This window comes from Pedobacter sp. MC2016-24, assembly GCF_015223055.1.
Classification (GTDB): Bacteria; Bacteroidota; Bacteroidia; order Sphingobacteriales; family Sphingobacteriaceae; genus Pedobacter.
Genome location: NZ_JADFBX010000013.1, coordinates 100,764 through 114,796 on the forward strand (window position 1 = coordinate 100,764; position 14,033 = coordinate 114,796).

At 41.6% G+C, this 14,033-nt stretch carries 14 protein-coding genes; 8 read left to right on the plus strand and 6 right to left on the minus strand.

Annotation, left to right across the window (positions count from 1 at the left end; translation table 11 throughout):
• The first annotated feature begins 81 nt into the window (after positions 1 to 81).
• The 3 genes from IM797_RS22455 (at position 82) to IM797_RS22465 (ending at position 3,199) form a co-directional block, all read left to right on the plus strand.
• Complete coding sequence (locus IM797_RS22455) at positions 82 to 1,866, plus strand: aromatic amino acid hydroxylase (RefSeq protein ID WP_194129439.1); 1,785 nt, start codon at positions 82 to 84, stop codon at positions 1,864 to 1,866.
• Between the two features lie 26 nt (positions 1,867 to 1,892).
• Positions 1,893 to 2,594, plus strand: coding sequence for an SDR family oxidoreductase (locus IM797_RS22460; RefSeq protein ID WP_194129440.1), 702 nt, complete (start codon positions 1,893 to 1,895; stop codon positions 2,592 to 2,594).
• A 62-nt stretch (positions 2,595 to 2,656) separates the two neighbouring features.
• The gene (locus IM797_RS22465; protein ID WP_194129441.1) at positions 2,657 to 3,199 is read left to right on the plus strand and encodes a C40 family peptidase; all 543 of its coding nucleotides are present in this window, start codon (positions 2,657 to 2,659) and stop codon (positions 3,197 to 3,199) included.
• On the opposite strand, the gene IM797_RS22470 is transcribed toward IM797_RS22465, so the two are convergent.
• Positions 3,194 to 4,081 (minus strand): flavin reductase family protein, encoded by an 888-nt coding sequence (locus IM797_RS22470; protein ID WP_194129442.1) that lies wholly within the window; start codon positions 4,079 to 4,081, stop codon positions 3,194 to 3,196. The two genes, IM797_RS22465 and IM797_RS22470, sit on opposite strands and share 6 nt — an antisense overlap.
• Positions 4,081 to 5,076, minus strand: a complete 996-nt coding sequence (locus IM797_RS22475) for a fumarylacetoacetate hydrolase family protein (protein WP_194129443.1) — start codon at positions 5,074 to 5,076, stop codon at positions 4,081 to 4,083. Before IM797_RS22475 ends, IM797_RS22470 begins: the two co-directional genes overlap by 1 nt.
• Positions 5,077 to 5,474: 398 nt before the next feature.
• Here IM797_RS22475 and IM797_RS22480 point away from each other — a divergent pair, with 398 nt between their 5' ends.
• From IM797_RS22480 to IM797_RS22490, 3 genes are all read left to right on the plus strand, one after another.
• Positions 5,475 to 6,635, plus strand: a complete 1,161-nt coding sequence (locus IM797_RS22480) for a homogentisate 1,2-dioxygenase (protein WP_194129444.1) — start codon at positions 5,475 to 5,477, stop codon at positions 6,633 to 6,635.
• 70 nt (positions 6,636 to 6,705) lie between these two features.
• Positions 6,706 to 7,836, plus strand: coding sequence for a 4-hydroxyphenylpyruvate dioxygenase (gene hppD, locus IM797_RS22485; protein ID WP_194129445.1), 1,131 nt, complete (start codon positions 6,706 to 6,708; stop codon positions 7,834 to 7,836).
• Between the two features lie 122 nt (positions 7,837 to 7,958).
• Positions 7,959 to 8,888, plus strand: coding sequence for a YihY/virulence factor BrkB family protein (locus tag IM797_RS22490; protein ID WP_194129446.1), 930 nt, complete (start codon positions 7,959 to 7,961; stop codon positions 8,886 to 8,888).
• Here the strand turns inward: IM797_RS22490 and IM797_RS22495 are convergent.
• Both IM797_RS22495 and IM797_RS22500 read right to left on the minus strand, forming a co-directional pair.
• Positions 8,885 to 9,157, minus strand: a complete 273-nt coding sequence (locus IM797_RS22495) for a hypothetical protein (RefSeq protein WP_194129447.1) — start codon at positions 9,155 to 9,157, stop codon at positions 8,885 to 8,887. The genes IM797_RS22490 and IM797_RS22495 overlap by 4 nt on opposite strands.
• A 113-nt stretch (positions 9,158 to 9,270) precedes the next feature.
• Positions 9,271 to 9,858, minus strand: coding sequence for a porin family protein (locus tag IM797_RS22500; protein WP_194129448.1), 588 nt, complete (start codon positions 9,856 to 9,858; stop codon positions 9,271 to 9,273).
• A gap of 143 nt (positions 9,859 to 10,001) precedes the next feature.
• Here IM797_RS22500 and IM797_RS22505 point away from each other — a divergent pair, with 143 nt between their 5' ends.
• Entirely contained in the window at positions 10,002 to 11,771 is a 1,770-nt protein-coding gene (locus tag IM797_RS22505) for a histidine kinase N-terminal 7TM domain-containing protein (RefSeq protein WP_194129449.1), read from the plus strand.
• A gap of 44 nt (positions 11,772 to 11,815) precedes the next feature.
• Here IM797_RS22505 and IM797_RS22510 read toward each other — a convergent pair whose 3' ends face one another.
• Positions 11,816 to 12,115, minus strand: coding sequence for a hypothetical protein (locus tag IM797_RS22510; protein WP_194129450.1), 300 nt, complete (start codon positions 12,113 to 12,115; stop codon positions 11,816 to 11,818).
• Between the two features lie 176 nt (positions 12,116 to 12,291).
• On the opposite strand from IM797_RS22510, the gene IM797_RS22515 reads away from it, so the two are divergent.
• The gene (locus IM797_RS22515) at positions 12,292 to 13,437 is read left to right on the plus strand and encodes a tetratricopeptide repeat protein (RefSeq protein WP_194129451.1); all 1,146 of its coding nucleotides are present in this window, start codon (positions 12,292 to 12,294) and stop codon (positions 13,435 to 13,437) included.
• 1 nt (position 13,438) lies between these two features.
• Here the strand turns inward: IM797_RS22515 and IM797_RS22520 are convergent, their stop codons facing one another.
• Positions 13,439 to 14,023 carry a riboflavin synthase gene (locus IM797_RS22520; protein ID WP_194129452.1) on the minus strand — a complete coding sequence of 195 codons (585 nt, stop codon included), beginning with the start codon at positions 14,021 to 14,023 and terminating at the stop codon, positions 13,439 to 13,441.
• Positions 14,024 to 14,033 lie beyond the last annotated feature (10 nt).

The following is a 14,033-nucleotide window of genomic DNA, read 5'->3' on the forward strand; positions in this document are numbered from 1 at the left end:
TTTTAGCGTCACACCCTAACCTATTATTTGTTTAACTTTACGTATCCGATTATATTGGGCTAACTAATTTATTTATTTGTAATGAGCGATTTTAATGATTTTAATAATCCGCAGGTAGCCAGATTGCCCCGACATTTGAGGCAATTCATTGTGGAACAACACTATGAAAAGTACACACCGGTAGATCAGGCCGTATGGAGATATGTCATGCGTCAAAATTATAGTTATTTAAAACATGTTGCTTATTACCCATATATCAAAGGACTTCAACGTGCAGGTTTGAGTATCGAATATATTCCTGATCTGCAAACGATGAATGATAACCTGGGTAAAATTGGCTGGGGTGCCGTGACGGTAGATGGTTTTATTCCACCCGCTGCTTTTATGGAATACCAGGCCTACCGGGTATTGGTAATTGCGGCTGATATCCGACAGATCAACCACATTGAATATACGCCCGCACCGGATATCATCCATGAATCGGCAGGCCATGCGCCAATCATTGCCGACATGGATTATAACAATTACCTGAGCTATTTTGGCTCTATTGGTGCAAAAGCCATGTTCTCTTCCAAAGATTTTGAACTGTACGAAGCCATCCGTCACCTTTCTATATTGAAAGAGGCAGTGGATGGGAACGAGGCCGAGATCCTGAAAGCTGAGCAGCATTTACATTTCGTAGCAGACAATATGGGCGAGCCATCTGAAATGGCTTTATTGGGTCGCCTGCACTGGTGGACTGTAGAATATGGTTTGATCGGGACACTGGATAACCCTAAAATTTATGGTGCCGGTCTACTCTCTTCTATTGGGGAAAGCTCAAGTTGCATGCGCGAGGATGTAGAAAAAATCTGGTACAATATAGATACCATCAAATATGGCTATGACATTACCAAACCGCAGCCACAGCTATTTGTCACGGAAACCTTCCAGAACCTGATTGATGTTCTGGAACAATTCGCAGACACCATGGCCTTTAGAAAAGGGGGTTCGGAAAGTTTGTTGAAAGCAATTGAATGTAAGAATCCGGCTACAGCAGTTTACAGCTCAGGCTTACAGGTTACAGGTGTATTTACAGACCTGGGGATTGACCAGCAAGATCAGCTTACGTTTATCAAAACTACAGGCCCCTCGGCACTGGCCCTGGATGGCAAACAGCTTGCTGGGCATGGTAAACACCACCATAAGGATGGTTTCTCATCGCCGGTTGGTCAATTGCAGGGCATGATGAAGCCGCTGGAAGATTGCTCGGATTCAGATCTGGAGGCTTTTGGTTTAGGAAAAGGCAGCCGCGCTGATTTTACATTTGAAAGTGGCATCCATGTAACCGGAGCGGTGAAAGAGATCTGGAGAAATGGCGACAAGCTGGCTTTGATTACTTTTGAGGATTGTACGGTTAAAGAAAGTAACGGAAATGTGCTGTTTCAACCAGATTGGGGTGTATATGATATGGCGGTTGGCGCAAAGGTGATTTCAGTATTTAACGGTGCTGCCGATAAAGATGCCTACGAAGAACTGACGCATGTGAGTGAAAAACAAACGCATAAAGTGGTTTACGATGAGAAGACCCAGGATTTGCACTCCATTTATAAGCTGGTTCGCCAGATTAGAGCTGAAGAAGCAGATGATACGTTGTTGGCAGGGCTGTTTGAAAGGCTAAAAACAGTTCATCGTTACGATTGGCTATCGGCTTTGGAAATTCTGGAGATCCTGTATCACAGGCAACATGATCCGGAACTGGAGAAAGAGATCCGGATTTACCTGGAGCTCAAAGCAGCATCGGAGCCCGACCATAGCAAACTGATTCATGACGGTTTACATGTGATTCAAAATCCGGTTACGCAATTGATTACGGAAGAGGATTAGATTATTTAAGAATTAAAAGACATTTAATGAATATTGTATTAACTGGCGCCAGCAGTGGAATTGGCTTCGAAGCAGCACTGGAATTTGCCCTGCACAATGAAAATAAAGTGGTCTGCATTGCAAGATCGGCTGATAAACTGCGTAAACTTTTAGAGATCGCAAAAGGGATTAACCCCGACTGCACCTTATTACCGGTAGAATTTGACATTGTGAATGACGATTATACGGCTCTGGTACCTTTTTTACAGGAACGCCTGGGCCATGTGGATATTTTGATCAATAATGCTGGTGCACTGATCAATAAGCCTTTTCTGGAAACTACAGAAGCTGATCTGGCAAGTATGCTGGAAAGCAATGTGATGGGACATTTCAGGATGATCAAGAACCTGATGCCTTTGCTTAAAAGTGGCAGTCACATTGTAAACATCGGCAGCATGGGCGGTTTTCAGGGCAGTGTGAAATTTCCCGGACTAGCGGCTTATTCTGCCAGCAAATCGGCACTGCATACTTTAACAGAATGCCTGGCTTTTGAACTGGCAGACACGGGCATTAAGGTGAATTGCCTGGCCCTGGGATCAGCACAAACAGAGATGCTGGAACAAGCTTTTCCGGGTTATGAATCTCCGGTTATGGCTTTCGAAATGGGCAAGTATATTGCTGATTTTGCGAAGACCGGACATCGGTTTTTTAACGGAAAAACCCTGCCTGTTGCAGTAACAACACCGTAATCAACAAGTTATCAACATCATGGTGGGCTAAAGTATATTTTTAATATCTTTAGCCCATTAGTATGAAGAAACACCTTAGCATTTTCTGTTTTCTTTTTATCATTGCTGCGACAGCTCAGGCACAAACTACTGTCCCTGTTCAATACCAGCAACTTGTAGATAAACTAATTAAGGCACAATCGCCTGCCGATGTCATTCCGCAACAAACAGAATCACCCAACCGCTTACTGGAATTTGCCAAATCGATGCTGGGCATTCGTTACAGAACGGCATCAAGCAGCCCAAGTCGTGGTTTCGACTGCTCTGGTTTTGTGAATTACGTATTCAGTAATTTTGGATTTAAAGTTCCGCGGTCTTCCAGGGAGTTTGCCACCAGTGGCGAAGATAAAAGTCTGGCAGAAGCCAAAATTGGCGATGTCATCTTATTCACAGGAACGAACAGCAGGTCGAGGACACCGGGACATGTAGGCATCATTTATTCGATTAATGGCGACGAGGTGCGGTTCATTCACTCTTCGTCTGGCAACGCCAAAGGCGTTACCATTTCCAGTCTGGACGAAGGTTTTTATAAAAAGCGTTTCTTAAAAGTGGTTAGTATTTTATAGCAACACCACTTTCAAGGCATCCATTACATTTCCTTGTTTCAACCATTGTTTAGCAAGTTCGTGCAGCTCACGTTCACGGTTACTGGCATCACCAATAGTGGCATCCAGTACTTCTTTAACCTGTACATTGGCGCGCATGGCATCTACCGCTTCATCTGTTGGCAAATGTTCTACATTGCCCAGCATCCCCAGATCATTTCCGGTAAGGACATTGGAATTGCGTACGGTTTTGGGTAAAGCATCGACACCCACACCAAGTGTAGTTAAGGGTTTGGCTACTTTAAACAGATTTTCTGGCGTAACGCGGCAATACCAATCGCCACCCAAACGGGCCACGAGGTCGATTTTAGCCTGGTCAATTTTGCCATCCGCATCAAGAATATCTTCTTTAATATGGATCAGCTTAATTTCTGCCAGAATCAGGTTTCCTGCCCCTGGATTTTCACCCATATGGATCACCTCGGTGACGATGCATTCCATTTGAACAGGGGCTTCAGCTACACGTGGCGGTTTAACCAGTTGGGAGGGTAGCATGGTAAAACCAGATTTTTCAAATTCATTTACCCCCCTGGCATATTCGGTGCTGGCCAGACTCATTTGCTGAACCATGGGATAGTTGACGATATTGATGACGCATTCTTTAACCTCCAGCACATTTTCTAAGGTATGTTTGGTGGTATTGTCCCGCACCCTTCTTGCCGGTGAAAAAATGCACATCGGCGGATTGGTGCTGAACATGTTGAAGAAGCTAAAGGGACTAAGATTGATGTTGCCCTGCTGGTCTATTGTTGTGGCAAAGCATATTGGTCTGGGCGCAATTGCATACTGCAAATAGTTTTGCAATTGCGCCGGACTTAGCTCTGATGTATTTACGGTCAGCATTATTTTTTAAGTGCCAATATGGAAAAATCAGTATCTGCTTTTTTGATGACATTAATTAACCTGCCTAAACCGGTAATTTCCATTTCTACTTCATCACCATCCTGTAACCATTGCGGTTTAAAATCAGGATCGTTCAATAAGCCTGTTCCGTTCAGCTCCAGGAAACAGCCTGTACCCACAGTTCCGGAACCGATCACATCGCCGGGAAGAATATCCACACCATACGCACAGCGTTCAATAATTTCGGCGAAAGTCCAGTCCATATCGGCCATATTACCAGCAGAAACTTCTACCCCATTTACGGTGCAGGTCATTTTCAGATCGTATGCAGCACCAACGTGCCCTGGCTTAGCAGCAGTTTTATATTCTTCCAGTTCATCTGGTGTAACCAGCCACGGACCAATTACTGTAGAAAAATCTTTCCCTTTAGCCGGACCGAGGTTCAACAACATCTCTTCCATCTGTAATGTTCTGGCACTCATATCGTTCATCACCATATAACCAGCAATATACTGATCAGCTTCAGCAGCAGTAATGTTCCGTCCTTTTTTACCGATTACAACAGCTACTTCAAGTTCAAAATCAAGCTTTTGAAAATGATCAGGCATGCATTCAATTTCACCCGGGCCCTGAATGGCATTGTGGTTGGTAAAATAAAAGATGGGATATTGATCAAATTCAGCGATCATGTCTACTTTCCGGTTGCGACGCGCTGCAGCTACGTGCTGGCGAAAAGCATAACCGTCTCTGCAAGAGCTTGGGTGTGGCACCGGTGCCAGCAGCTCAAAGAAAACTTCCTGTTTAGGTTCGATCTCTCCGGCTTTAATTTGCGCATCCACCTTTTTGGCGCGTTCCATCAGCACATCGCCACCTTGCAGGAAAGCACTCATTTCATCTGGCAACAACTTGTCGCATGAATTCAAATTATAAATGTGTCCGTTTACAAAAACACCAAGGTGCTCTGTATCTTCAGTTTTATAGGATACCAGTTTCATATGTCAATAATTTATTAGTCGTTGCCCAAAGCTATATAAAAATACAAATAAACACAGCATATCAAGTCCCACTTAAATATCCATTTGATTTGGGCAGGTAACATTTACATGTCAATTGGCACTACCGGCATAAAATATAGCATATAGTTTGGTGATTCAGATATTAAATACTTAATTTAGCACCATAAAGAAAATGATACAGCACAGTTTCACATATCAGAATGACGTAGCCAAGGAAGCCCTTGCTGCATTCAGGTATGCTATGCTTTCCAAAATCATTTTCGCTCAATATTCCTTTTAATTTCCTGAACAGACTTTTTCATTAAAGCTCTGGATCAAAATGTTTACAACGTTTTGATGTGATTGCATTTCCGTTTCTAACCAAAATACCTAAAGTTATGCCAATATATCATACATTAGGAACCATACCTGCTAAACGCCATACCGTTTTTCGTAAACCAGATGGCAATTTATACGCAGAAGAACTGGTTTCCACAGAAGGTTTTTCAAGCTTATATTCGCTTGTTTATCACTGCCACCCGCCTACCCTGGTTAAGGAGCTGGGTGAACCTTATTCTGTTGAGCCGAAAATTGCGAGGGAAAAGCATTTAAAGCATACCAGTTTAATTGGCTTTAACATCAAACCTGAGGACGATTACCTGAAAAGCCGCAAGCCGGTACTGGTGAACAACGACCTGCACATTTCCCTGGCCGCACCGAGGAAATCTATGACCGATTATTTTTATAAAAACAGTCAGGCAGATGAAGTGATTTTTATCCATGAGGGATCCGGAACCTTAAAAACAGGTTTTGGTAAACTCCGTTTTGCCTATGGTGATTACCTGGTGGTTCCAAGGGGTACAATTTATCAGATGGAATTTGACGATGAGCAAAACCGGTTGTTCATTGTGGAGAGTTTTAGTCCGATCCGTACACCAAAGCGGTACCGGAATGCCTTTGGACAATTAGAAGAGCATGCTCCATTTTGCGAAAGGGACATCAGACGCCCGCAAGATCTGGAAACCATTGACGAATATGGAGATTTTAAAGTCCTGATCAAAAAGCAGGGCATCATGTATCCTTATACCTATGGTACCCATCCTTTTGATTTTGTAGGCTGGGATGGTTTTCATTACCCATGGGCATTTTCGATCCATGATTTTGAACCGATTACCGGGCGTTTGCACCAGCCGCCTCCCGTACACCAGACTTTTGAAGGGCACAATTTTGTGATCTGCTCTTTTGTACCACGTAAATACGATTACCACCCGCTGTCTATTCCGGCGCCATATAACCACAGCAATGTGGATAGTGATGAAGTGCTTTACTATGTAGATGGCGATTTTATGAGCAGGAAAAGTGTGGTAAAAGGTCAGATTACGCTACATCCGGGTGGTATTCCACACGGGCCACATCCAGGCACTGTTGAAAAATCAATTGGCAAAGAAAGTACGGAAGAGCTGGCAGTGATGATTGATCCTTTCAGGCCATTGATGCTGACAGAGGACGCCATTGCGATTGAAGATGAAAGCTATTTTAAGAGCTGGGCACAAAAATAAAAAAACGGTCAGTCTAACTAGCTGATCGGTAAGTATAAAAACTAACTTATTATTAAATAAAAAAACAAAAATGTCAACTCAAACATTTGCAGAAAAAATTGCTAAAGCGCAGGATTTTCTTCCGATTAACGGAACTGATTACATCGAGTTTTATGTAGGAAATGCCAAACAGGCAGCGCATTATTACAAAACCGCCTTTGGCTTTCAATCATTGGCTTATGCTGGTCCAGAAACTGGTATTCGCGACCGTGCATCTTATGTTCTGAAGCAAGGAAAAATCAGATTGGTATTGACCACCGCTTTGAAATCTGAGCATCCGATTTCGGAACATGTGAAGCTTCATGGTGACGGGGTAAAGGTATTGGCTTTATGGGTTGATGATGCCTATAGTGCTTTTGAGGAAACTACTGCGCGGGGTGCAAAGCCGTATATGGAGCCTGTAACGAAGACGGACGAGCATGGTGAAATCCGCATGTCGGGCATTTACACTTATGGCGAAACGGTACACATGTTTATTGAACGCAAAAACTACAATGGCACATTTTTACCAGGCTATATCGATTGGAAAAGCGATTATAACCCTGCAGAGACCGGTTTATTATACATTGACCATTGTGTGGGTAATGTGGGCTGGAACCGGATGAATGAGACTGTACAGTGGTATGAGGACGTGATGGGTTTTGTAAACATCCTTTCTTTTGATGACAAACAGATCAATACAGAATATTCGGCATTGATGAGTAAGGTAATGAGCAACGGGAATGGCTTTTCGAAATTCCCGATCAATGAGCCTGCTGAAGGCAAGAAAAAGTCGCAGATTGAAGAGTACTTAGAATTTTACGAAGGCGAAGGGGTGCAACACATTGCTGTAGCGACAAAAGATATTTTGACGACAGTGAAGGAATTAAAAGCTCGAGGGGTTGAGTTTTTAAGTGCACCCCCGGAAGCCTATTACAATATGATGCCTGAGCGTGTGGGTGAAATAGATGAAGAAATTGCTCAGCTTAAAGAACTGGGAATTTTAGTGGATTGTGACGAAGAGGGCTATCTGTTACAAATTTTCACCAAACCGGTAGAAGACCGTCCTACCCTATTTTTCGAAATTATTGAGCGTAAAGGTGCCCAGTCTTTCGGGGCCGGCAATTTCAAAGCTTTATTTGAGTCCTTAGAACGCGAACAAGAGCTAAGAGGGAATTTATAATACCCCTCTTATTCATTCAAAAACGGGGCGGGCATTCCAGTGGGATGTCCGCTTTTTTATGCACAACACATCAGGAGTTAAAAAAAATAGTTATTTTCGGGCTTTAAGGCAATATGCGGGGCATGGAAATCAACTTACTAAATACAACAAAGCTTTTCTTTACCCGTTTTTCTGCGGCATTTAAATTATTTCAAAAAAATGACCCGCTACGCCTGGCAGGCGCCACGGCTTTTTTTACCAATTTCGCATTACCACCCATATTGTTGATTCTGATCCGGCTTTTTGGCTTTTTCATCGACCGGAAAGAACTTGCCAAACGCATTTTTGAGCGCCTGGCAAGTATACTGGACGACGGAAGTACACTTCAGGTGAGGCAAACGCTCAGGAACATCCGGGGAATCGATCAGCATTGGTATGCAACCTTAATCAGCTTTGCTTTCTTCCTGTTCGTGGCCACCACCCTTTTTAGCGTGATTAAAAATTCAATGGACCAGATTTGGTCAATTGGCATTAAAGCACACTCCGGATTTCTGTTTAAAATGAAACTGAGGGCACGTTCGTTTGTCATTATTTTACTTGCAGGAATTTTGTTTTTTGTTGGTCTGCTGACTGACAGTGTTCAGGCTTTTATTGGTGCCTATTTAAATACTGCGTCGCCTACTTTCGGCCGGATATTTTTATCTGTACTCAACCAGCTGCTGTTCATCGCTATTGTAACCGTCTGGTTTTCTGTTTTATTCCGTTTTTTAACCAATGGGCGTCCTACCTGGAAAGCTTCTATCCACGGCGGGCTGCTTACAGGGATACTTTTTACGGTAGGAAAATACATCCTCCGCATCATGCTTCCATTGAGTGGCATTGGTAGCGTATACGGAACCTCTGGATCAATTGTACTGATCATGCTTTTTGTATTTTACTCTTCGTTCATCTTTTATTTCGGGGCTTGTTATGTAAAAATACTGAGTGACGACAAAGACACCCCAATACGCCCCATTAAAGGAGCATTTCATTACGAAATAAAAGAAGTAACCAAGAAAAATACCAAGGCTTAGTGGATGGCAACCTGCTCAAACCCCTGCATTTCGAACACCGCAAGCTTATTTAAAATGTTGTAGTGTAAGGTGCCAAAAAAGTTAACAATGCCATCTTTATTTTTACCCTCAATGCAAATACTTTCCTTTACGATATCCTGATGTTTCAAATACTGGTCAGACAAGATCATGTCTTCATCCTGGATTTTTACATCATCTGCATTGATTGAAAACTGTTTTAATAGCTCAGCGAAGCTATTTCCATTTAATAATAACTCTTTTAGTTTCATAGCCGTATTAAATTAAGTTTAGGGGATTTGGCAAGATCAAAATTAAAGCCAAAAAGAAAGGGTAAACAGCTAATGTTTACCCTTTTACACATAATGTGGAAAACTTTTTCTTGCTAGAACAATCTGTAGGCAAGTCCGAAAGTGAACAAACCTAATTTGGTATCGTCATAACCGTCTTTTCCGATCTTGGAAAGACCAGCTTCATATCTTAAATCCAATCCCAATTTACCAACGTCTAAACCAGCACCAAACTGCCATGCAAATGACTGTCCTTTGAAATTTCCGTTGAAAACGTTACCAACTGCTGTTTTTACAGTTTGTTTATCATCTACAATAAAGGACACTACCGGACCTGTATTTAAACGAAGGCCAACACCAGCAGCACCAATTTTAGTACCGACTAAAACAGGTACATCAACACTGGTAAATTTAACATCAGCTTTATCACCACTCGATGTTTTCAAGGTTGTATTTTTACCGCTGATGTATAGCTCAGGTTGTAAATGTATCCCTGCAGCACCTATGCGCGCCCATAAACCTGCGTAATAACCGGCTCTATTGTCGCTGCTAAAAGTATTTTCGGTACTCAGTTTTGACAAGTTGGCACCACCTTTAATACCCAATTGGAAGCTTGGTAATGCCTGACTAAAACCAGCTACACTGAAGGAGAGCAATAATGCAGAAAGGATTATTTTTTTCATACGATAGTAAATGAGTGTTTTTTATTTTCAATTATTTACGTAAAACTAAGAATATTTTCAATTCAAAACTAAATTATGTAGTTTTATCTTTATAACCAACACTATTCCTAAACGCTCCAGCTATTTGGCTAATCTTTTTGTAAATGGACTTCATATTTAACCCTTACGCCATTACATTAATTTTTTGCAGCACCATTACTATTTTTTTTTCGGCACGACTTCTTGGTAGAAAAGGGGAAGCCGTCAGGTGGTTCGGTTTCATGCTCCTGTCGAATGCACTCTGGTCTATGGCCTATGGTTTTGAACTGGCCAGCCAGAATCTGGAACAGATCAAATTCCTGATCAGGGTAGAATATGTTGGCATCACCACGCTTCCGCTTTATTGGTTTCTTTTCTGTTTACAATTGTCGGGAAAGGAATGCTGGTATAAGAAAAAGCGAAATATCGCTGTATTGATCGTCGTAACCGTGCTCACGAATGTGATGGTGTGGACAAACGACTATCACCATCTTCACTATAAAAGTCTGACCCTGGACACTTCGGGCGATTTTCCCATGGTACATATTGTACGTGGGGTCTGGTACCAGCTGTTTACCCTTTATTTCTATCTGATGCTGGCTATGGGCAGTTACTTATTGCTGATGCGCATGCGCAAATCAGACCAGGTATATAGAAAACAAAACTTCACCATTCTCTTTGCAGCACTCATTCCATGGCTATCCAACCTTGCTTATTTATTGGGTTTCAGGCCGCTTAAAAATTTGGACCTCACACCATTTGCTTTTATTGTGACGCTAATTTTAACTGGCCTGGCGATATATAGGTTCAGGCTTTTTGACATTTTACCTGTAGCCAGGGAAAAGGTTCTGGACTTAATTCAGGACAGTTACCTGGTTATCGATGGAAAAAACAGGGTACTTGATTACAATCAATCGTTCAAGAAATACCTGGTCGACTACCAGGGTAAGAAGCTGATCGGCATGGAAATGCAGACCTTATTTCCTGAACAGGACGGGTTAATGAATTTCCTGAAAAACCACCAATCGGGTAAAACAGAACTAACCATCAAAACATCTATGGGCTTCTATGAGCTGGAGGCGGAGGTCATGCATTTAAATGAGAACCAGCTAAACAATGAAGTAACTGTAATTAAATTGCAGGATCTGACGAACCTGAAACAGGAAGCGCTGAAATCAAAACTGCAGACTGAAGAGCTTGGCAAACTGAATCAGCTAAAAGACAAGATCTTTTCTATCATTGCCCATGATGTAAGAGGCCCCCTTGTCAATTTGTCTGAAGTGTTAAAAATGGTTTCAAATGACACGATCAGTCTGGAAGAAATTAAACAAATTGCCCCGATCCTGGGTAAGGATATCTTATATACGACAGATCTTTTAGAGAATATTTTGCATTGGTCCCGAAGTCAGCTTAAAGGCTATGGCATCAACAAGGTGGTATTCGACTTAAGAAACATGATTTTAAACGAGGTAAACTACCATTTACCCTCTGCAACATCCAAGCACATCCATATCATCCACGATGTTTTTCCGGGGCTCATGGTATATGCGGACATGATTATGATTCAGATTGTGGTCAGGAACTTATTGAACAATGCCATTAAATTTTGTAGTGAAGGATGTGAAATTCACATTACAGCGGTATATAAACCTGAAGGGATGATTATGCTTTGTATTGCTGACAATGGCATTGGCATATCAAAACCTGCATTAGAGAAACTATTCACGGGCCTGAATAACTCTACCCGAGGAACCATGAATGAAAAAGGAACTGGCCTGGGCTTACAGGTATGCAAAGATTTTATGGAGCGAAATAATGGTCAGATCTGGGCCGAAAGTGAGGAAGGCAAAGGAGCCAGCTTCTATCTGACATTACCTATTGGCTTTAAGGTTTAAAAAAACAGGACCGCATTCATGATACGGTCCTATGATTTTAGCTATTAATGTCCGGTAGCCTCATTGATGCTCTGTTGTTCTTTCAGCGCATCCACATTGTTTTTGTTTCCAAAATTCTGAGTTTTATCAGCGAAGTAATCCAGAATGGTTACAATGGTATCTAAATTATCTGATACCCTTTGATGCATATCCGGGAGATCTTTTTCTAATTTTTTATCCCCCAGTTCTATATTATCAACTTCTATTTTCCCTATTTTTTGAATAATTGCTTGTTGCGAGTGTTGTAAGTCTTCTAGTTCTCTTACAATTTTCTCCATCAATTCAAACTTCTTTAAAGTATCCATATGCGTTTATTGTTAATATTTAACGTTATATATCTATTGTAATAACCAATTACCCTGCCAGTATGTTTTTTTTTATTTCCAGGCGAGTCTGTTGCCAGTCAGATTTTGGAAAAAAAGCAATTAGATTTGTAAAGCAGTACAATACCTAATACTTTAGTTTAAAATTAAGATAGATCATGAAGCAGCTGTTCGTTTTTTTCGCCATTTTATTTAGTTGTCAATTGGGCATCGCTCAATCTAAATCGGGTATTGACCGGGAGAAATTATTGGATTATTACCAGAGTCAGCGTTATGCCGAAGCCGCAGCTTATTTGCAAAGTTATTATAAGGAAGATACCCAGGATGTTAAAGCACTTTCTCAAATGGCGTACGCGAATATTATGGCCGGGAAATTAGCAGAAGCAGAAAAGTATTATATAACACTCAATACCTTACAGCCCAACAATATCCCTACATTATTTAGCCTGGCCGGCATCAGCTCGAGGAGAGGAAATGTGGAAAAGGCAAAAATCTATTATCTGGAAGTACTGAAAAATGACAGCACCAGCTTCAGTGCATACAAACAACTGGCAGACCTGGACCGGGAAGGAATCAGCCTGGTACGCAATCATTACCTGGAAAAGGCAAATGCATTGATGCCAGCGGATGCAGATGTCGCTTTTGACCTGTGTGAAGTTTATTTTAAGATGAACTTTTTTGACAAAGCCAAACTGGTATTGGAACCAGCCTTGGCGGCAGACAGCAGCAACCTAAAGCTGTTAAAAATGAAGATGCCCATCAGTATGGCTGGCAGAAATTATCCTGAGGCTATTAAGACAGGGCATTTGCTGTTAAATTATGGAGACAGCTCGACATTTGTATTGAACAACCTGGCCAAAAGTTATTTCCTTTCTTTAGATTATCCAAATGCATTAAAGTACTTTCTGATCATTAAGGACAAAGCTTTTGACAATGAGGGTTTGTATTATCACATCGGCTTAAGCTACCGGGGTGTAAAAGACTTTAAAAATGCGATTCCCTACCTTGAAAAAGCCATTAAGGAGGGGATCTCGCCAAAGATTGCAACCTATTACGGTCTCTTAGGTGATTCGTATGAAGGCGTTAATCAAAATGAGACTGCAAATAAAGCTTATAAGAAAGGCCTCCAGTTTGAAAACAATGGAAGCCTGCTCTATAATATTGCCTTGGTGTATGAAACCAAGCTTAATGACAAAAAGAATGCGGTTAATTATTACGATCAATACCTGAAGACCATAAACCCTAAAGAACAGCCTAAGCTCATTTCTTTTATTAAAAACAAAATTGAGGAGCTTAAAAAGTAATTTACTTTTGAATCAACCGGGCAACGTACTTGCCAATGATGTCAAATTCTATGTTGACGGTATCTCCGACCTCAACCTCATGAAGGTTGGTGTGTTCGAAAGTATAAGGAATAATAAATACAGAAAACTGATCTGCAGCAGAATTCACCACAGTTAAACTGATTCCGTTGACGCACACTGATCCCTTTTCAACCGTAACATTGCCGTTTGAGGCATCGTATTGAAAGCGGTACTCCCAGCTGCCATCCAACTCCTCACGCTTGATGCAGACCGCAGTCTGGTCGACATGGCCTTGCACAATATGTCCGTCCAGACGCCCGTTCATTTGCATACAACGTTCCAGATTAACCTTACTCCCCTTTTTAAGGAATTGCATATTGGTCTTTTCCAGGGTTTCCTGTATGGCAGTTACGGTATGTGTATCTTCATTTAAAGCAACCACAGTCAAACAAACGCCGTTGTGCGCAACACTCTGGTCAATTTTTAAATCTTTGCTAATGGCGGATTGTATGGTAAAATGAAGGTTTGTTCCTTCAGCACGTATATCTTTGATCTCTCCTGGTGTTTCTATAATTCCTGTAAACATAATTTGAATT

What these genes read in the sequence shown, in the direction of transcription:
- IM797_RS22455 (WP_194129439.1), top strand. Translation starts at nt 82, where the DNA reads ATGAGCGATTTTAATGATTTTAATAATCCGCAGGTAGCCAGATTGCCC.
- IM797_RS22460 (WP_194129440.1), top strand. Translation starts at nt 1,893, where the DNA reads ATGAATATTGTATTAACTGGCGCCAGCAGTGGAATTGGCTTCGAAGCA.
- IM797_RS22465 (WP_194129441.1), top strand. Translation starts at nt 2,657, where the DNA reads ATGAAGAAACACCTTAGCATTTTCTGTTTTCTTTTTATCATTGCTGCG.
- IM797_RS22470 (WP_194129442.1), bottom strand. Translation starts at nt 4,081, where the DNA reads ATGCTGACCGTAAATACATCAGAGCTAAGTCCGGCGCAATTGCAAAAC.
- IM797_RS22475 (WP_194129443.1), bottom strand. Translation starts at nt 5,076, where the DNA reads ATGAAACTGGTATCCTATAAAACTGAAGATACAGAGCACCTTGGTGTT.
- IM797_RS22480 (WP_194129444.1), top strand. Translation starts at nt 5,475, where the DNA reads ATGCCAATATATCATACATTAGGAACCATACCTGCTAAACGCCATACC.
- hppD (WP_194129445.1), top strand. Translation starts at nt 6,706, where the DNA reads ATGTCAACTCAAACATTTGCAGAAAAAATTGCTAAAGCGCAGGATTTT.
- IM797_RS22490 (WP_194129446.1), top strand. Translation starts at nt 7,959, where the DNA reads ATGGAAATCAACTTACTAAATACAACAAAGCTTTTCTTTACCCGTTTT.
- IM797_RS22495 (WP_194129447.1), bottom strand. Translation starts at nt 9,157, where the DNA reads ATGAAACTAAAAGAGTTATTATTAAATGGAAATAGCTTCGCTGAGCTA.
- IM797_RS22500 (WP_194129448.1), bottom strand. Translation starts at nt 9,858, where the DNA reads ATGAAAAAAATAATCCTTTCTGCATTATTGCTCTCCTTCAGTGTAGCT.
- IM797_RS22505 (WP_194129449.1), top strand. Translation starts at nt 10,002, where the DNA reads ATGGACTTCATATTTAACCCTTACGCCATTACATTAATTTTTTGCAGC.
- IM797_RS22510 (WP_194129450.1), bottom strand. Translation starts at nt 12,115, where the DNA reads ATGGATACTTTAAAGAAGTTTGAATTGATGGAGAAAATTGTAAGAGAA.
- IM797_RS22515 (WP_194129451.1), top strand. Translation starts at nt 12,292, where the DNA reads ATGAAGCAGCTGTTCGTTTTTTTCGCCATTTTATTTAGTTGTCAATTG.
- IM797_RS22520 (WP_194129452.1), bottom strand. Translation starts at nt 14,023, where the DNA reads ATGTTTACAGGAATTATAGAAACACCAGGAGAGATCAAAGATATACGT.